Raw genomic sequence first — 19,885 nt, 5'->3', positions numbered from 1 at the left:
TGTGGATAACTTGTTTGTAAATGGAACGTAAAGGTGGATAAGTTGTGAATATTACTATCATCTCGGTTGGTAAGTTAAAAGAAAAGTATTTAAAAATGGGTATCGAAGAATATGTTAAGCGATTAGGCGGCTATGCAAAAATCGACTTAGTGGAAGTACCGGATGAGAAAGCACCTGAACAGTTAAGTGATGCTGATATGGAAATCGTCAAACGTAAAGAAGGAGAACGTATCCTTGCGAAAATCAATGACGGAACCTATGTCATCGCATTGGCACTGGAAGGTAAAATGAAAACAAGCGAAGAAATGGCTGCAGATCTAGAGGCATTGATGACCTACGGGAAAAGCAAAGTCGTGTTTGTAATAGGCGGATCATTAGGATTGCATGCGGATGTACTTAAGCGCGCAGATGAAAAACTATGCTTCGGAAAAATGACCCTACCTCACCAGTTGATGAAACTAGTGCTGGTAGAGCAGATTTACCGAAGCTTTAGAATTATTAAGGGCGAACCGTACCATAAATAGAGGCAAAAAAAGTTGTAAATAAGGTGGCATTTTGTGGTCGTAAGCAGATATAGAGGATGTACATTCATTTTCTCTATCTGCTTCGCGATACAAGAGGTGGAGAAGTGTAAAGGTTTTAGAAACATTTACTTCTGAAAAATCGAAGTTAAGTTCAACTATATCAATTGAGCGCGGTTTACCTTTTGGTTGCGCAATTGTAATTCTTTCAATAAGTAATTGTAGTAACCTTTTCTGATGTTCTCTTGACGCATATTTATAAACTTCTAAAAATCGCATCAGCAACGTTTGAATAAGCTCAGGTTGTATTACTTTAGAATCGTTAGAGCTTAATTGCGCGGTGATTTCATTTTGTCTTTGTTCTAAAGCTGTCTTTTCAGATGATAATTTTTGTAAGCGCTCATGTAATATTGTTACAGGCAATGTCTTTTGTTCAAATGCATCTAAATACTGATTTTGAAGCGACTGTATTTCGAGCAGTCGTTTTTTTATTACTTCAAGTTCCATAGTTAAAGAATGTAGCAATTCAATTGAAGTAGTATTAAGAGCTTGTAGTTTAGTAAAGAGTTGTTCTTCATTATGAGCGAATTGTTCAATCTTATTAATGAGTTGTGCTTCTGCTTCGTATGCTTTTGTTGAATTGGCACTACAAGCGGATGCTCCTTTGTTGTGAAAATCAGAGCAAACGTAATAACGATATTTCCTTTTTGTTCCGCCTTTTAGAGTACAAGTTGTAGTGGCTGGAACCATACCTTGATTACAAGTAGGACAGCGCAACAGACCACTAAGTAAAAATGGTTTATTCGATTGACGTTGTTTAAAGGATTTGCTGTTTCGCCTTGCTTGAACAATATTCCAAAGGTCGTCTGAAATAATCGACTCATGCTTGCCTTCAACAATAATTGGATTAGGATTTCTACTTTTTCTACGCTTGCTATCCCAGTTTTCAACTTTTGCCCAGCTGATTTTACCGTTGTACACGATATTGTCTAAAATTTGTGCAACGCCGTTTATGGAAAAATGATGTCCACGTTTTGTTCGATAGCCTGCTTTATTCAAGTGATTAGCAATTGCTTTCAACCCTTTACCTTCTGCATACAATTCAAAAGCTAATCGAATAATAGAGGCTTCCTTTTCATTAATAACCAACTCTTTCTCAATGACGTCATACCCGAATATAATACCACCATTCCAGGATCCTTCTAATGCGCGTTGCTTCATACCGAGCTTTACATTTTCAGACAGCGTATTACGTTCCATTTCAGCGATAGAAGCCATCAGCTGTACAACTAATCGACCAATTGGACTGCCTGTATCAAAGTTTTCAGAGTAAGAAATGAATTTTACGCCGTTATCTTCAAACAGGTCTAATAACGTAAGCGTGTCCAACATGTTGCGCGATAGACGTGAGATTTTCCAAACGAGCACAGCTTGAAACTTATTTTTATCGACGTCGGCTATAAGTTTTTGAATTGCGGGACGCCCACTAATGTTTTTTCCACTTATCCCTTCATCCACATATTCACCTGTGATTTCCCAGCCGTATAACTGTGCATACTGGCGCAATGTTTGCAGTTGTGCAGAAATACTATAACCTTCTGTTGCCTGTTCCTCCGTTGAAACCCTACAATAAATAGCAACTTGTCTGATTTCATTCATGAAAAATCCTCCTTTCAACGCCATTTTAATACGAAAAGAAAAAAAGAGAAAGGATGCGCCCTTTCCCTTAAATAGCTTGATTTAAATATGCTAAATCAAATTTATATATGATGTCTTTAATGGTTCGGTTCTTTGGTTTGTCAGCTGGATTAATGTGAATCTCTTTAATTAAAGATTGTAAAAGGATCTTCTTATCATCATCTTCTATCGTATTGAAAAATTGTGAGAAGTCACTTAATGAATTCGCAACAATAGTTGTTAAGAAGTGTTTATCACTTAGTTTTATCTGTTGGTTCAAGCTTTCTATTTGCTTTACAAGTGCTTGCTCTTCCTGTTGTACGTCATGTATCTCCTCTTCGAACATTTCTTCTGTGATGATTTCCCGCAAGCGCCAATTCATCAGTTCTTTTCTTTTGCGTTTTAAATCTGCCAAGTCTGCTTCTTGTTTTTTCACTTGCTGTTGCATAGTCATTACTTCGTTCATGGAGTTAGAATGGAGTGTGTTAATTAATGGCTCAACAAGATTATGCTTTTGAAGGGTGGCGAAAACTTGCTCATATACAGTTTTTTCGGCGTATTCCTTTGGGATAAGATTGGCCGCACAAGCGGAGGTGCCACTATTTTTGTTGCGCGAACATTGATAATATTTATACTTTGGACTGCTATTCCCTTGAACCATCGGAGAGCCACATTGCGGACATTTTAATAAACCAGACAGCGGAAAGCTACCAGGATGAATCTTATCTTGAAAATGACTATTTAGTTTCATCACATTTTGGGCTTTTTCCCAAAGTATGACGTTGATGATAGGCTCATGTTTTCCATTTTGTAATTCACCGCGCCATTTCATTTTTCCAATATAAATCGGATTATTTAAAATGGTTTTCACGGCAAAAATGGTCCAGTAGTTATTTTTCTTTGTCCGAATACCTAAGTCGTTTAGGGTAGAAGCAATTTTTTTATAGCCCCATTGCTCATTTGCGTATTTATTAAAAATAAAGTTTACTATCTTTGCTTCTTCAGGGACAACTTTTAGCTGTTTATTTGAGGAGGTGTAGCCATAAACAACACCGCCATTAAAAAGCCCTTCTGAAGCTCTTTTTTCCATACCTGAACTTGTTCTACCAATAATCATATCTCTTTCCCAATCTGCAATTAACGACATCATTTGATATAAAACTTTTGAGCGGGGATCACTTGTATCGATATTATCAGCAATACAAATGAGTCGTACTTTAGCATCGTTTAGGCGCTTATAAAAATAAAGTGCTTCTAAATTGTCACGCGAAATACGGTCAGAATCATAGACAACGACACAATCGATCTTATTGGCTTTGTCCATAATGAACGCATACATCGCCTTAAATGCTTCGCGATTATTAACGGATTTACCTGATTTAGCTCCTTCATCAAAGATATGGATAAGGGTAATGCCGTTAGAGTCGCAGTATCTTTTAATTTCTTCGGTTTGCTTTGCGATAGAAGTGTTATCTAATTGTTTATCTGTACTTACTCGAACATAACCTACTGCACGCATATATATCACGCTCCTAATTGATCTTGTTTATGTTGTTCGCAAAGTTTTTTTTCATATTTAAGGATCATTTCTGAGAGGGTATTTAAAAAATGGCGAGCATGGTACTTTTCAAGATCGGTACCAATTAGTAATTGTTTTTCGATTTCTTCGTGGAAGTTTAGAGAAGGGGATTGTTTCATAAGAGGTCATCCTTTCGTGGAATTTATTGAGGAAGGCTAACGAAGAAAAAGCTTCAATAGCCTATGTAAGGGGGAAGGCACAAAAAAACTGGCTTATTTAGAAACACATGTATTAAAATGCGCAGTTAGCCAAAAATGGGCGCAAAAATCCCAGTGAGCTATCAAGCATTTTAAGTAAAAACATGTATCTAAATAAACCAGTTAAAATATACAAAAACCATAAAAAAATCATATGTTAAATGTCTATATGCAATTTTATAATTGTAATTTTAAAAAAATTTTTTCATTTGTCAATAGAAAAACTGTCCGAGAAATGTCTATGCATTAGAATTAAAGTTTAGTCTGGAGTTCTATACTTTGAATGCTTTCGATAGGCATAGAGATGGTTATGTCACTTATATCACCAATATCCAGGTCAATACTCGGGTCATTAATAGGTGAGTTTATTAAAAGTCTATATTCAGATTGAAAATCATACTCTCTTGGTTTACGAAAAGCTCCCCATTCGCCATTAACCTCATTAACATCGACATATTCAACAAGACCTCGGCTATAACCTATACCTAATTGCTTGTTGAGAGCAGATTCAAATCTATTAAGAAATTCTTTAAAATCCGTTATATATACAGCGGTGTCACCAAAAGTTTGAACTTTAGGATCGATTAAAAATGTTCTATTGGATGTTAAAAATGATTCTACAATTTCTTCTGTAAGCGCATATAAGCAAAAAATAGGATTCTTGGAAGATGAATTTTTATAAGTACGTATTGGTCCCACTAAGTCATTGCTATCTAACTCATAATTTCCAATAACTATTTTGTTTTGTGCTGGCGAAAGAACCATATGAGCGCCCTCATATTTATCTCCGCGCTTTGCATTATCATGTTTTTTTTCAAAGTCTTGAAACTGTTTAAGTTGCTTAAAATGTATTTTTCCTTTTTGAAATTCATCCATCCACTTTCGATTTCCGAATTTGATAATAGCATGAATATACATAAAACATCTCCTAATTTATATGTTTCATTTCTATTTAGAAGTTATAAAAAACTTTAATCTAATTAAAATATAAAAACACAAATATTGGAATACCAGATCGGTATATGTTAGGGGGAATCAAAGATATGAAAGCGGTAAAAGTATTTGATGAAGCATTTGCGGAGAAATTGAAACGTTTGCGTAAAGCACGTGGCATGACGTTGCAACAATTGAGCGCGGCGACAGGAATTAGCCCCTCGTATATTTCACGCTTGGAGCGCAGCGAAAAGCAGTGTCCGTCTTTTCCAATTTTGATGGAGCTGTCGCGCGCGCTCAAGGTAGATTTAATGACCTTGGCAGAAGGGTTAGCTGAGCAGGAGGGAGTCTTGGATCTTTACTCATTAATGTTTAAGTCGCCGTTACGAGTGGCAGATAAGATTTTGACGAGAGAAGAAACAATGATGGTATTGAACATGATAGAAAGGATAGTTGAATTTGAATGGAGCAGAGAATCGCAGTGGCATGAACTTTCTGAGTTAGGTAATGCAATTAATAAGTTGAAGAATTTAAAATGACTTCTATGCCGAGGACGGTATGTTCTCGGTCTTTTTTGTATTGAACAGTGTCCGACATTAGAAGGGCTTTTCAAATAATAAATTGTATGTATAATGTCTTTTGAAAACCTCTAAATTCCCACAATTATAATTTATCCCTTTCATTTTTATTCTCATATATATTTGTTCGTTGAAAATGGCATATTGATTTGGCGCGACAAGCTTCATTATTAGCGGTGCTTTGTGTCCTCGTGCGCACGTTCTCGTGAAGAATAAATATATTTGAATTGGGAAAAAAATAAACTCCTAAATACTATGAAATCACAGAGTTAGATAAACCTAATTACATACTAATAGATTAGGAGTGATCACATATGATTCATACTTTTTTAATGAAGTTTCCAATTACTGATGAAGATGTAAACGTAGCGCAAATTAAATTTGGAACGGATTACAAACATTTAAATCAATATTTCCAAAAGGTATACGGTGAATACTTTAATTTTGCGTTAGTCCCTCAAATCACAAAAGGACATGGGAGATGGTATTTATCATTGTTTGTTGATGCGGTGGCGCTGTTACAAAAATCTGACATAACTGAAACGGATTACAGGGAGATCAAGTTAAATATACTTGAGTGCTTAATGCTGTTGTTTAATCACGCAACGCATTACGATTCTCACATACTCGCGAGATTAGACTACCGATTCGATGTAACAATTGAAAATAAACAATTGCGCAAGTTATATTTCCATTTAATTAAGAAACATGTTGAAAAATACCGTCATCAAATAAAGTGTACAGGTAAGAAAAATGCTTCAGGTGAATTCGAAGACTTTAATACGACGGTTTATCATAATTCGCAATCGGTAGTAACAACTGCGTATGATAAAGAAGCTGAAAGGTTTGCAAAGCGCTGTAAACTTCAACCTTATGAAAAAGACGTAATACGTTTTGAAGTAAGGCTTCTTTATAATCACTTATACTATAAGGCAAGTAAGAGATGTAAAACCCCTATTCCAATGAAATTGGAAAGCTACTTCAAAGAAAGTGTTTACTATTCTTACTTGAAATCCTATCTTTTAAGTATTTATCCTCAAGGAGATTATTATAAATATGCATATGCCGAAAAGTGGATCGGCTACGCGCCACTAAAAGCTACTGATAAAGCGCTTCTTAAAGAATTCCTTAAAAAGTCCGCCTATAAAAGTTTATCGACAGCAAAACGTTCCTACTCAAAATACGTTTATAATAAAATGCTAAATTATTTGGGCGACTTAAATATAAACCCTATCACGATTCCAAAGAACTATCCTCAAGCTCCACGTCACTTTAAAAACCCATTGAATGACTTATACACGAAGTTTAAATAACAACTGCTATTTGGTTGAAATATGCGATTCTGTTCCAAATGAAATCGGAAATCTATTCGCGGTTAAACTTGTATGCGAATTATATTGTGACTGTATTATTCGTAATAATATATTTATGTATTGATTTAAAGTAGATGTGCGAATAGAACTGTAATTAGATAAGCAATTACAGTTTGAATATAATCGTAAAGTTATTCATGAATATATTTGCCAGTGAGTTGTATTGCAATTGTATTCATAATCGCAATATGTTTGCGCATCTATTTCAAATTAGATTAGTGATTATAATTGTTATTCGATTAGACATTTGCATATATTTGTATTCACAAACTGTGAGAAGTAAAAAAAATATTAGTTGAACAAATTGTGTGAGAATTGAAATTCGTTTAGAAGGCAACAGTATAGAAATTGAAAGGAACAATATAATGAGAAGTTTAATCAAAATCGGTTAGTAAAGAATGTAGATAGTGACTTCGATGAATTCATAAAGAAAAATCGACTAAAATAAGTTAAAGAGGAACCTACTTAAACTATAGGGGTAATAGAGTTTAAGTATATTTCTTCACAGTTTGTAGTTTTGATTGTTAGCTACTATAACTTGAATTCTTAATTTAGAGATGTTAAAATTGTCATACTATAAATGAAAGGAATGATGGGTGGACAATGAAGAACTAACCTAATTTTTCAGAATTTGAAATAGCATATTTCAGATTAAAAAACTTAGGATTAGTCTGCCCATTTTTCTATATACTATATTACTTTAATGCTAAACAGCTGAATGGCTAAATAGCTTTATTTGAGTACGGTAAAAATGCGATTTGACTAATCCTTCCAAAATCATTTGGGAGGATTTTTTATTCTCCCTAAAACTAAATTAAGAAAGAGGAGATTAAATTGTTAAAACAAAAAGAACTAATAGCAAGGGTTAAGAAACTGGTCGAGTTAGATAAAAAAATATCTGCTTGTATGATGTATGGCTCTTTTACAAAAGGAGAGGGCGATCAATACTCTGATATAGAATTTTATGTTTTCCTAAAAGATGACACGGTTTCCACTTTTGATTCAGCAAAATGGCTATATGAAGTCGCTCCATACTCATTACTCTACCAAAATGAGTACGGTACGGAAGTAGTGATTTTTGAAAATCTAATACGTGGTGAATTTCATTTCCTTTCCGAAAGGGAAATGAATATCATTCCTTCGTTCAAAGAAACGGGTTTCTTTCCTGATACAAAATCTATGTTCATTTATGATGAAACAGGACAATTAGAGCAGTATTTATCAGGATTAGGCGGTTCAGGGCCAAAAAGACTGACAGAAGAAAACGTTAATTTTTTATTGAATAATTTTTCTAACCTATGGTTGATGGGGATTAATGTTCTCAAAAGAGGAGAATACGCTCGTTCGTTGGAACTTCTATCACAATTCCAAAAAAATATTCTGCAACTCATTCGAATAGTGGAAGAAAACGCTGATAACTGGCTCAATATGACTAAAAATCTTGAAAAAGAAATTAGTCCTGAAAGCTATGAAAAGTTTAGAAAGACTACTGCTCGATTAGAGAGATCAGAACTACACGAAGCGTACAAAAATTCCTTACTCTTCATTATAGAACTGTATAAATTTCTTGAAAGACGGTATCAATTAACTGTTAGCAATGATTTTTTCGAAAAACTGTTACATTATATGAATGAATAGAAAAAGTCCCTATTGTACTAACAGTGATTCTTTATATAGAAGAAAACAAACAACGAGCTTGTGGTTGCAAGCTCGTTTAGTTAGTGTTTTTTGCCTCTTAAATTACCACGGTGAACCGTATCATAAGTAAGTGCGGTTTTTAATAAACCATCGATTACAGTAGATTTATTGTAGTTGGTGGTTTGTTTTTGTTAGATAGTAAATAGAAATTTGCAGATAGATTACGGGAGGGCGTAACATATTCTAGAAGAAAGCTAAAGAAGTGAGATAAGAATTAGTGATCAATATTGCCACGCCAAACATTTATTTGATAATGTTTGGCGTGATTTTATTTAGTCTTCTTTATAACCTAAATCATTCAAAGTTAAATCTTTATAATTTTTACCAATTCTATACGATGTGATACGCTGATTTCCACTAGCCCCTTCAATTATATTTCTTTCTAACCAAGTATTAGCCCATTTTGTAATCGTTATTGGTTTCACTTGGAACAGTTCAGCAATTTCTTTTGGTTTAACAGGTCTATTGCGTTCAATTAAATAGCGAAGTAACGTTTTTTCTTTTGGCTCTAACGATAAGATACGCTGATCTGTAGTGGAGGTAGCAAATTGGATAGATAGATTAGCAACTTTTTCATAGGCAAGTGCCATTGTTCTAAGGAAATACTCAATCCATGGAGCTAAATTTTTTGGATTTTCACGCCCATCATAATAAAGAGCGGGTAAGCCCATTTGTAAATGTTTGTAGTAGCCTTGTAAATCTTCAACATAATATTCTTCAATAGAATGGAAGCCTTTCACATCATAATTAGTTGTTGATAAAACATAAGATGCTAAAGCTCGTGCGGTACGTCCATTACCATCTTCAAAAGGATGAATCGTTAGTAGTTGATAAGTAACAATTGCAGCTTTAATCGGAACAGGCATTTCGTTTTCTGACTGTATCCATTTAACAAAAGATTTCATTAACGCAGGGACATCAGAGTATTCTGGAGGAATATAATCGGGTTGTCTTGTTTGATTATCGAAAACAGCAAATAGTACTCCTGGAGGCATTGGTCCACGGTAATTACTTTTAGAAGACTTTCTACCTGAGCCATGTTTAACAATGATGGAGTGTAACTTTTTAATAAAATCTTCAGTTATGGGTGTATTTTTATTTTTTTCTTGTGTTAAAAACGAAAGGGCTTCCCAATAATTTCGTACTTCTTCCTCGACAGGTATTCTTAAGTCGTCCTTCTTTTGTTTAACTACACGTGCAACCTGTTCTAAATCTAAAGTATTCCCTTCAATTCGTGTTGAGTAATGGGTTGCTTTTAATTTAGCTTGTTCTTTTAAGTCACTTTCAATATGTGCCGGAATAGGCATTAGTTCTACGATAGATCGAGAACGTTCAATTGACATTAAATCTTTTACAATAGCTTGCGTGTAAATAAATTTTGGTGTGTACAGATGAATCACCTCAAATAGAATATAATAACGTACGTTAATTATACGCTATTCGTATGCTAATTTATAATTTAAATACGCTATTTATACGCTAAATTTAAATTAATGATACGTTAATTTGTTGAGATATTTTGATAGCGAAATAATTGGTTATTTTTCACTTTTTCTAATTTTGAGTTTAATTTAAGGATACAAAAATCTGGTGCAAAAAATTATAATGAATTTAGATGAATCGGAATAAAAATTGAGTTTTAAAAAAACGGAAAGGCACAATTTGATGAATATTGAACAACAACTCCATCAAGCCCTTTTAGAAATCGAACATTTAAAAAAAGAAAATGCACATTTGAGGGGATTGCTTAAACAAAAGCAAGTTGAACCAAATAAAATAGTAGAGCCAGTTAAGCGAGCTAATCATAACGAACAATTGAAAGAAAAAATCCTTCAAAAAAGAGTGCAGATTTTTAAAAGTTTATTCCGCGGAAGAGACGATGTTTATGCTGTTCGATGGCAGTCTAAAAATAATAAATCAGGTTATACACCTGCCTGTTCGTTAGAGTGGCAGCCTCCGTTATGTCAGAAGCCAAATATAAAATGTTCGCAATGTCAGGTTAGAAAACTAATACCTCTTAGCGATGAAACGATTTATCGGCATCTTTCAGGAGAGATTACTATCGGTCTATACCCATTGTTAAAAGATGAAACGTGTTGGTTTTTAGCAGTAGATTTTGATAAACGTGATTGGCAAAAAGATATTCAAGCATTTGTAGATACATGTCAACAACTTGATGTACCTGTTAGTATTGAACGTTCGAGATCTGGAAATGGAGGACATGTGTGGCTGTTTTTTAGTGAGCCCATTTCAGCAAAAGTAGCTCGACAATTGGGGCATTTTATTTTATCAGAAACGCTCTCTAATCGATATGAAATCGGAATGGATTCCTATGATCGTCTATTTCCAAATCAAGATACTTTACCAAAGGGAGGATTCGGAAATTTAATCGCACTTCCTTTACAAAGAGGTCCTCGAATACAGTTGAATAGTGTATTTGTAGATGAAAATTTTAATGCTTATGAAGATCAATGGGGATATTTAGAAAAAGTTCGTAAATTAGATTTAAATGCAATCAAAAAAATACTATGGGCAACTTCTCAGCCGAAGCAGATTATACAAGTGAAAGAAGTGAAGGATAACGATGTAGATAAGCTTCCATTAGCTATTACAATCATCGAAAAAAACGGACTATATTTAAATAAGCATGAAATTCCTTCGCAAATAATGCATGAGATTTTAAAGTTATCCTCAATAAAGAATCCTGAATTTTTCAAGGCACAGGCTAGACGCTTAAGTACGCATAGTATACCTAAAAATATAAATTGTCATGAGGAAACTACTGACTTTATTATTATCCCTCGCGGATGCAAGGAAGCGTTAATAAAGGTATTAGAGGGCAGAGGAATTACGGCTTTATTTGACGATCAAACACAATTAGGTGAAACAATTACATCTAACTTCAAAGGGAATTTAACGCCAGAACAACAAGTAGCGGTAGAAAAGCTTTTGGAACGTCCAATAGGAATTTTATCGGCCACAACAGGTTTTGGTAAAACGGTTGTAGCTGCATCACTGATAGCGCAAAGAAAGGTGAATACATTAATTATTGTTCATCGGAAACAATTAATTGAACAATGGAAAGAACGTCTTAATGTTTTTTTAGATAAAGATACATTAATAGGTCACATTAGTGGAGGGAAAAATAAGCAAACATTTAATATTGATATAGCCACAATTCAAAGCTTAAATTATCGTGGAGAAATAAAGGATGAAGTGAAAAACTATGGTCAGGTTATTGTGGATGAGTGTCATCATATTTCAGCAGTAAGCTTTGAAAAAGTAATGAAAAAAGTAGAAGCTAAATATATTTGCGGTTTAACGGCTACTCCTACTAGAAAAGATGGTTTACATTCAATTATGACGATGCAATTAGGTTCAATTTGCCATAGAGTTACAGCTAAATCCTATTCAAAAGTACATTCATTTGAGCATCTTCTATATCCTCGTTATACGCAATTTAAAGATAATACAACAAATGATTCTAAAAAAATTCAGGACGTTTATAAAGCACTAATACAAGATGATGTTCGCAATCGATTAATTTTTGATGATGTGTTACAAGCTTTAGATAACGGAGCTACCCCATTGATTTTGACTGAAAGAGTAGAGCATGTGAAAATTTTAGAAGGTATGTTTAGAAACTTCGTAAAAAATTTGATTGTGTTAACGGGCGGTATGAAGTCTAAGGAGCAATTGGAGAAATTAAATGCATTGCAAAATTTAAATGCGAATGAAGAGCGGCTCATTATCGCAACAGGAAAATATATAGGAGAAGGTTTTGACCATGCAAGTTTAGATACATTATTTTTAGTGATGCCTTTATCATGGAAAGGAACATTGCAGCAGTATGTTGGTAGGTTACATCGGGTAGATGAAAATAAATCAGTAGTAAAGGTATATGATTATGTTGACCGAAAAGAGCCAATGCTGCAGAGAATGTTTGAGAAAAGGTTGAAGGCTTATCAATCAATGGGATATAAACTTGTTGATGAAAATAAAAGTAAGTTATCAAGTACAGAGCAAATAAAGTTATTTTGATTTATATGAAAGTGCTAGAGTAAATAGATATCCATATTAAATATGTACTTCTTTTCTTTATTATAAACGTTAGTTAAATAACCGCACTTAGCTACATTACGGTGAACCGTACCATAAGTAAGTGCGGTTTTTGAAATTCAGAAATAGCATCATCCCTATGTAAAAGGTTGGAGAAAAATGAACAGTAACAAGTATAAAGATTATTTTACAAAAGACTATTTGATGGGGCCAAATTCGATACGACTTCTCGAGGAGCTCCTAGTTAAAAATCCGGAAGCCATAACAGGTGGAACAATTCTTGATCTTGGCTGTGGTAAAGCACTAACATCGGTTTATATTGCAAATGAAACGAATGCAAATACTGTCTATGCAACAGATTTATGGATTTCTGCAACAGAAAATTGGGAAACCATACAACAGTGGAAGCTTGAGGATAAAATGATCCCAATTCATGCGAATGCACTAGACTTACCTTTTGCGAATGATTTTTTTGATACAATTGTGAGCATTGACTCTTACCATTATTACGGCTGTGAAGAACAATTTTTTGCGAAGAAAATGCTTCCCCTTTAAAAAGGTGGTGGGTACGCACTAATTTGTGTTCCTGGTTTGAAATCAGAGCTTGAACAAGTACCTGAGGTGATGAGTGAATGGCTGGAAGATGCTGTTGATACATTCCACAGTGCGAATTGGTGGGAAAAACATATTCAACAAGGCTGTGAGGATTTAATCGAGGTGACGGTCTATGAATCGGATCAATTCGAAGCGTGTTGGCAGGACTGGATCAATACGGGGAACGAATACGCGTTAAATGATGCTGAATTTTTAAACCGTGGCTTAAATGAATTATTAAACTTTGTTATGATTGTTGTTCGTAAAAAATAGTAATCGGTTCAACTGAAACAGGCACATTCGCTTCATGCGATTGTGCCTGTTTTTCTACTAAAACTATTCAGATGTATTTTGTTTTCGGTCTAATTGATGACTTAAGAAAGTTAGCAGACTTGCACAGACGGCAATTATCCCACCGACCCAAGCTACATTCATTAAATTTCCTTGATGGTACACAATTCCACCTAATGCAGAACCGAAAGCGATGCCTACGTTGCTTGCCACTGGCATTAGTGAAGCGGCGAGTCCTGTTGCTTTTGGCTGGTAAATTCCTGCAAGGTCAATTAAATATAGCTGAGTAGATGTTGTTAAAAGAATAGCCATTAACGACATTAATCCGATATTTATTAATCCTAAAACAAAATGATTGGTAGTCCAAAATAAACTAGTCAGAACAACTGCTTGCACGAGAAAAACAAACCGAAGGCGACCGATTGCATTTTGGCTAGCAATTTTACCAGCGAGGATGTTGCTGAAAATGGAAATAAATCCATAACTAAATAAGATTATACTAATTGACTTATTTGGTGCCCCCATTTCTTTCAAGATTGGTACAAGGTATGTAAAGACCGCATAAGTTGCGCCAAATCCGAGTGCAGGAATGAAAAAAGCCATTAATATACGAGGATTGGTCAATAAAGAAAACTGATCACGTATCGAACTGCGTACTTGACTGAGTTTATGAGGTAAGACAAAAAAGGATGCCAAAAATGCCAATCCTCCTAGGAAAGTGGTTAACATGAAAGTGGCATTCCAGCCGTAAGCTTCAGCGATAACAATACCCATTGGCACTCCAACGACATTTGCAAGTGTGAAACCACCGAAAACGAATGAAATGGCAAGTCCGCGTTTTTTAATCGGGATGGTTTCACTTGCTACAATCATAGCTAGAGAGATTAAAACTCCTGTTACAACCGCTGTCATAATTCGTAGTGTAAGGAGCATGATATAACTCGTCGAAATTATGCATAAAGCATTTAGAATGATGAAAGATGCCATTAAAAACAACATCCATTTACGCTTTGGTAAGTGACTTGTTACTGACATCACCAGTGGTGTAGCGATGGCAAACGTAATTGCAAATGCAGAAACGAGTGTACCGGTTTTTGCATTAGTCATATTAAGACTTGAAGAAATATCTGTTAAGATTCCGACAATAACAAATTCACTTGTCCCAAGTACAAATGTTAATAAAGAAAGTGTTAAGATCAGCAACCAATGTTGCTTTGATAATTTTGTGGAGTCCATAAATACCTCTTTCTTAGATGAATGTAAATGTGTACCATAATAATTACACAACCTTAACATCATACCAAGAATATGTTTTCCTGAAAAACCCTATCTTAGTCAAGGAGAGAAGGATACTCCCTAAAATCCCCTTCAATTCAGTTCTTTTTAATTATTCATTACAAAAATTAAAGGTTAAATAGATCTTATAAATTGAATTTAGGTTATGTAGTAGATTACTTGAAATTTAATAACTATAATGAAAATACAGGAAAATTAAACTAATTTAAATGTCTGGTAGGAGACTTAAGTAATGATTTTATTTTTAGTTGGGTTAGTAATTGGGTTGGCTATATAAGGAATATGAAGGGTATTTGCCGGTTATATTCTGGGTACACGGAGGAGCTTTTTTGGGGGGTGACAAGTCGGATATTACTGAATATGCAGTTCAGATTGCTAGTAAAGGCTATATCGTAATTAACATTAATTATGGCTTAGCGCCGAATTCCAAATATCCCACGCCGTTATATCAAGTAAAAGAAGCTTTTCAATTTATAGATAAAAATGCAAAAAAATATGGTATTGATATGAATCGTCTATACTTTGCAGGGGATTCAGCAGGTGCACAAATTATAAGCCAATTTGTGAATGTTCAAGTAGATAAAGGCTATGCAAATATGCTTGGAATAGAAGGTACTGTTTCATCAGACAAGATTAAAGGTGTGCTATTATTTTGTGGACCATACGATGTTTCAAAGCTTTCCAATAGTAGTAGCTTTTTAATAAATTTTCTGTTTAAGCGAGTTGGCTGGGCTTATATAGGTGAGCGAAATTGGACAAATTCAGATAAAGTAAAGGAAGCTTCTATTCTTCAACATGTTTCTGGCAATTTTCCATCTACGTTTATAACAGATGGTAATATAGGGTCATTTGATGATCAAGGGAAAGAATTAGCTGATAAACTGAAAAACAAGGGTGTAGAAGTTTCCCAAATCTTCTATTCAACTGAAGAAGCTAAGTTAGGACATGAGTATCAATTTATGATGAATACACTTCAGGCTGAAAATACATTTAATAAGCTGATAGAATTTCTAGATAATACAAGTCAAAAACAGAAGAACTAATTTTAGATTTTCGCCTTACTATAAAGATACATAAGCATAGAGTAGATTATTTTATGGCATAAGCTTAATAATTAATTTTATAGTCAATGAGTCAATGCAAATTGCAATAATTTTATCCATACTTAGGCATATCCAGATAAAATGGGTATGTCTTTTTTAATTTTGATAATAAAAGGAGGAATTCAACCAATCAGAAGGGAAAAAAGATGTAAAGGGATGTATTAAAACAATGGTCTAATTTCCGAAAGAAGAATGGAGAAAGATTTAACTGAGTGCTAGTGGAGATCTTGCAAGCAAAAGTATATTGTAAATCAGAGTCACGTGATAATATTACGAATAGATATATTAAAATGGATTTTTCAATTTGAAATAGTTCTATCCTTATCTTTATAACTTAGTATTTATTGAAAGACTCTATCGGAGGAATACACATTATGAGCTATAACTTTATACTTTCATCCATTTTATTTCTTTTTGTTTTTTGTTACATGATGTTGCTGTATTATGCTTGGCAAAATAGAGAAACTCCTATTTCGATTAGTTATGGCTTGGGTGTCTTGACAGCATTTTTCTATACATTTGGCTATGCATTTCAACTTTTAAGTACGACAGTAGATCAAATGATGTTTTGGATACATATTCAATATATAGGAATTCCCTTTGCTCCATTTATTTGGGTAATCATGACATTACAATTTACAGGTAAGCAAAGGTTTTTAACAAAAAGAATAATTCCCCTATTATTAATCGGTCCCATTTATACATTAACTGCCCATTTTACTAATGAATGGCACCACTTATTTTATAAGAGCGCGGCATTAGATTTTTCTCAGGGATTTCCGCTAATTGATTTGGATAGAGGCCTACTATTTTACTTACATATTTTCTACGTTTATAGTTACCATTTGTTTGGTATTGTATTATTACTTCAAATGTATTTTAAGGCAAATAAAGAGAAAAGAAAACAAGTAATCCTGATGATAATTGGTTCTTTATTTGTGTTTGGTTTTCCATTCATCCATTCTATAGGTGCAATAAAAATTCCAATCGATATTTCGCCATTTGGACTTATTTTTTCTTCATTATTTTACCTATGGGGAATTTATCAATTTAATATGCTGAAATTATCTCCTTTGGCTATGAAAAAAGTTTTCGAATCTATCAATGATGCTGTAGTCATTTTCGATACAGATAATAATTTAAAAATTTATAATAAATCGGCTAATAGTTTGTTTGAGCAGCCTAATCAAAAATTGATCGGCAAATCGGCAGCAAAGATTCTATCTCAATTCCCGCTATTAGTACAATTCATTGAACATAATGCTGAAATAGATAACGGATCATCACAATCAATGCAGCTGGGAGATAAATATTATAATGTTCATTTTTCATATGTAAACGGAAGTAATAATAAGCCGATTGGAAAGATGTTCATATTACATGATATTACGGAATCTATAAAGTATGAAGAAAGCTTACTTTTGCAATCTAGACAGTTTGAATACTTAGCGCATCATGACGTATTAACCGGGTTATATAATCGTACTTATTTTGAAGAAGAAGTTAAAAAGAAGTTGAGACAGTCCAAAGAAAAAGATGCTGCATTAATGCTCTGTGATTTAAACTTCTTTAAAGAAATAAATGATGTATACGGTCATTTAACAGGAGATAATGTGTTAGTTTTTGCATCAAATTGCTGGCGTGAAAATTTACCAAACCCACATATACTTGCACGCTTAGGCGGCGATGAATTCATTATGTTTTTTGAGCAGATTGAATCAAAGGAAAAGTTTTTAAAGCAAATAAGTAAGGTACGTTATGTATTCCAGAAGAATTTATATAAGAAGAATGACATTGAAATCGAAGTTGTACCAAGTATGGGTATTGCTTTTATAAAAGAAGATGGCTTAGACTATGAAACCTTATATCATACGTGTGATAAACGTATGTATGAGGACAAAAAGATTACGAAAGAAACTTATTCAATGAAAGAAATGTAGAGAATTCCCTTAAATAGTAAGCATACAGAGCCAGTTGGTGCCTTTCTGAGTAATATCCCCCTAATGCGTATCGTAATTTTTAAACTGTAATCATAAGATGTTTTAATTATTGATGTTTGCAAGGGGGAAAATATTTGGAACTGCAGAAAGAGGAAAACATACGGGAAGCAAAACCTAATATCCTTATCTTTCTAGTGGATGAACAACGGTTTCCGACTGTTTACGAAAATAAGGAACTGAAGAAATGGCGTAAAGAAAACTTAAAGACACAGGAATTATTACGGGAAAATGGAATGGAATTTTTAAACCATTATGTTGGAAGCATTGCTTGTTCACCGAGTAGAGCAACACTGTATACGGGACAATACCCATCATTACATGGACTGACTAAAACAATAGGGGCTGCTGCTTCTTCATTTGAACCGGATGTATTTTGGTTAGATCCTAATACAGTTCCAACTTTTGGAGACTATTTTCGTGCGGCAGGCTACCGTACATTTTGGAAGGGGAAATGGCATGCGAGCCCTCAGGATATTTTAATTCCTGGAACTCAAGATGCATTGCCTAGTTACGACTCAAATACAGGTATTCCTGACCGAAAACTTGAAAACTTTTACTTGGAATCTGATCGACTAAATGAATTCGGCTTTTCTGGCTGGCTTGGTCCAGAACCACATGGATCAAATCCCCGAAATTCTGCTTCATCTGCTGCCATCGGAACGAGTGGGCGTGATGAAGTGTATTCAAGAGAGGTAGTTGATTTACTTCATACACTTGAAGCAGATAGCATTAATGAAAGTCAGCCTTGGTTGATCGTATCTTCATTTTTAAATCCACATGATATTACATTGTTCGGCGAAACAACTGAATACCACCCGCTATTTAACTTTGAAGTAGACCCTTCTGTACCTTTTATTCCACCTGCTCCTACATCGGATGAATTACTGCACACAAAGCCAACTGCGCAACAAAGCTACAAGGAAACCTATCACAAAGCCTTCCAGCCAACAAGAGACAGTCTTTTTTATCGTCAGCTTTATTTTTCTCTCCATAAAAAAGTCGATCAAGAAATGGGTAAAGTATACGATAAATTAAAATCGAGCAAGTTTTATGATAATACGATTATTATTTTTACTTCTGATCACGGGGATTTATTAGGTGCTCATGGGGGATTATTTCAAAAGTGGTATAACGCATACGAAGAAGCGACTCATGTACCATTTATCATTCATAGTCCGAAATTGTTTTCAAATAGGCAAACTACAGATATGCTAACGAGTCATGTAGATATTTTGCCTACTCTGCTGGGATTGGCAAAAATTGATGCAAAAAAAATTCAGCAGGAGTTAAGGAAAAATCATACTGAAGTACATCAACCAGTAGGAAGAGATTTAACGCCACTTCTCCATGGGGAAGATGCTTTCCTGAGGAGAAATGAACCAGTGTATTTTATGACCGATGATGATGTAACAAGAGGATTATCTCAGGTTAGTATTACTGGTCAACCGTATAATTCTGTTACCCAACCAAATCATATAGAATCAGTCATTGCTTATCTTTCAACAGGTCAAAATAGGGAAAAGGAGCTCTGGAAATTTTCCAGATACTTCGACAACCCCCAATTTTGGAGTAATCCCGGAGTAGAAGATCAAGTAACGGAAATCCAGAGCCAAACGCCAATTAATGAAGAGGTCACTGTTTCTCTGTCAAAAATAGTAACCAAAACAATTCCTGTGCCCGAACAATATGAGCTGTATAATCTTACGAAAGATCCTCTTGAAAGAAAAAATCTTGCAAATCCTATACACGCAAATGTCGTAACAAAGTTGATTCAATCATTAATGATGAGTCTTCTGGAAGAACAGCGGGAGCAAAAAAGGCTTATTCCAACGAACGGCACTGCAACGTGTATGGAAGATAGCGCTGGTTAATAAAAATAACATAAAAAAGCTTAGAGGAAATTAAATGCTAATAACCTCTAAGCTTTTTAAATTTTTCTGCAAAAAAAGGCAGCATCTCACTTGGAGATGCTGCGGTAGAATTCTT

16 protein-coding genes are annotated in these 19,885 nt (G+C 34.3%); 10 read left to right on the top strand and 6 right to left on the bottom strand.

What is annotated here, in order from left to right; translation table 11 throughout:
- Positions 1-44 precede the first annotated feature (44 nt).
- Positions 45-524, top strand: coding sequence for a 23S rRNA (pseudouridine(1915)-N(3))-methyltransferase RlmH (gene rlmH, locus MKY71_RS18305; RefSeq protein ID WP_339174534.1), 480 nt, complete (start codon positions 45-47; stop codon positions 522-524).
- Here the strand turns inward: rlmH and MKY71_RS18300 are convergent.
- The 4 genes from MKY71_RS18300 to MKY71_RS18285 all read right to left on the bottom strand — a co-directional run bounded on the left by MKY71_RS18300 (position 459) and on the right by MKY71_RS18285 (position 4,892).
- Positions 459-2,180: a recombinase family protein gene (locus MKY71_RS18300; protein ID WP_340733568.1), complete on the bottom strand. Its 1,722-nt coding sequence runs from the start codon at positions 2,178-2,180 to the stop codon at positions 459-461. The two genes, rlmH and MKY71_RS18300, sit on opposite strands and share 66 nt — an antisense overlap.
- Before the next feature lie 67 nt (positions 2,181-2,247).
- Positions 2,248-3,717: a recombinase family protein gene (locus MKY71_RS18295; RefSeq protein WP_340733566.1), complete on the bottom strand. Its 1,470-nt coding sequence runs from the start codon at positions 3,715-3,717 to the stop codon at positions 2,248-2,250.
- 5 nt (positions 3,718-3,722) lie between these two features.
- Positions 3,723-3,896 (bottom strand): hypothetical protein, encoded by a 174-nt coding sequence (locus tag MKY71_RS18290; RefSeq protein ID WP_340733565.1) that lies wholly within the window; start codon positions 3,894-3,896, stop codon positions 3,723-3,725.
- A 330-nt stretch (positions 3,897-4,226) separates the two neighbouring features.
- Positions 4,227-4,892 (bottom strand): hypothetical protein, encoded by a 666-nt coding sequence (locus MKY71_RS18285; protein ID WP_340733564.1) that lies wholly within the window; start codon positions 4,890-4,892, stop codon positions 4,227-4,229.
- A gap of 125 nt (positions 4,893-5,017) precedes the next feature.
- On the opposite strand from MKY71_RS18285, the gene MKY71_RS18280 reads away from it, so the two are divergent.
- From MKY71_RS18280 to MKY71_RS18270, 3 genes are all read left to right on the top strand, one after another.
- On the top strand, positions 5,018-5,446 hold the full coding sequence (locus tag MKY71_RS18280) for a helix-turn-helix domain-containing protein (protein ID WP_340733562.1): 429 nt from the start codon (positions 5,018-5,020) through the stop codon (positions 5,444-5,446).
- Positions 5,447-5,799: 353 nt separating this feature from the next.
- Entirely contained in the window at positions 5,800-6,798 is a 999-nt protein-coding gene (locus tag MKY71_RS18275; RefSeq protein ID WP_340733560.1) for a hypothetical protein, read from the top strand.
- Between the two features lie 894 nt (positions 6,799-7,692).
- Positions 7,693-8,496, top strand: a complete 804-nt coding sequence (locus MKY71_RS18270; protein WP_340733559.1) for a lincosamide nucleotidyltransferase Lnu(B) — start codon at positions 7,693-7,695, stop codon at positions 8,494-8,496.
- 332 nt (positions 8,497-8,828) lie between these two features.
- On the opposite strand, the gene MKY71_RS18265 is transcribed toward MKY71_RS18270, so the two are convergent.
- Positions 8,829-9,899, bottom strand: coding sequence for a Fic family protein (locus MKY71_RS18265; protein ID WP_339196678.1), 1,071 nt, complete (start codon positions 9,897-9,899; stop codon positions 8,829-8,831).
- Positions 9,900-10,221: 322 nt separating this feature from the next.
- Here MKY71_RS18265 and MKY71_RS18260 point away from each other — a divergent pair, with 322 nt between their 5' ends.
- From MKY71_RS18260 to MKY71_RS18250, 3 genes are all read left to right on the top strand, one after another.
- Positions 10,222-12,597 (top strand): TOTE conflict system archaeo-eukaryotic primase domain-containing protein, encoded by a 2,376-nt coding sequence (locus MKY71_RS18260; protein WP_340725440.1) that lies wholly within the window; start codon positions 10,222-10,224, stop codon positions 12,595-12,597.
- Positions 12,598-12,774: 177 nt separating this feature from the next.
- Complete coding sequence (locus MKY71_RS18255) at positions 12,775-13,170, top strand: SAM-dependent methyltransferase (protein WP_340733558.1); 396 nt, start codon at positions 12,775-12,777, stop codon at positions 13,168-13,170.
- Between the two features lie 36 nt (positions 13,171-13,206).
- Positions 13,207-13,482: a hypothetical protein gene (locus MKY71_RS18250; RefSeq protein WP_340733557.1), complete on the top strand. Its 276-nt coding sequence runs from the start codon at positions 13,207-13,209 to the stop codon at positions 13,480-13,482.
- Between the two features lie 63 nt (positions 13,483-13,545).
- Here MKY71_RS18250 and MKY71_RS18245 read toward each other — a convergent pair whose 3' ends face one another.
- Positions 13,546-14,736, bottom strand: coding sequence for an MFS transporter (locus MKY71_RS18245; protein WP_340733556.1), 1,191 nt, complete (start codon positions 14,734-14,736; stop codon positions 13,546-13,548).
- A gap of 320 nt (positions 14,737-15,056) precedes the next feature.
- Here MKY71_RS18245 and MKY71_RS18240 point away from each other — a divergent pair, with 320 nt between their 5' ends.
- The 3 genes from MKY71_RS18240 (at position 15,057) to MKY71_RS18230 (ending at position 19,770) form a co-directional block, all read left to right on the top strand.
- Positions 15,057-15,839: an alpha/beta hydrolase gene (locus MKY71_RS18240; protein ID WP_340733555.1), complete on the top strand. Its 783-nt coding sequence runs from the start codon at positions 15,057-15,059 to the stop codon at positions 15,837-15,839.
- A gap of 434 nt (positions 15,840-16,273) precedes the next feature.
- Positions 16,274-17,839 carry a histidine kinase N-terminal 7TM domain-containing diguanylate cyclase gene (locus MKY71_RS18235; RefSeq protein WP_339174528.1) on the top strand — a complete coding sequence of 522 codons (1,566 nt, stop codon included), beginning with the start codon at positions 16,274-16,276 and terminating at the stop codon, positions 17,837-17,839.
- 134 nt (positions 17,840-17,973) lie between these two features.
- A complete protein-coding gene (locus MKY71_RS18230) occupies positions 17,974-19,770 on the top strand; it encodes a sulfatase-like hydrolase/transferase (protein WP_340733554.1) in 1,797 nt (598 codons plus the stop codon).
- Positions 19,771-19,885 lie beyond the last annotated feature (115 nt).

It is taken from the genome of Solibacillus sp. FSL W7-1324 (genome assembly GCF_038008025.1).
In the GTDB taxonomy this organism is placed as follows: domain Bacteria; phylum Bacillota; class Bacilli; order Bacillales_A; family Planococcaceae; genus Solibacillus.
The sequence above is the reverse complement of the archived record's forward strand: the minus strand, read 5'-3'. Positions and strand labels throughout refer to the sequence as shown.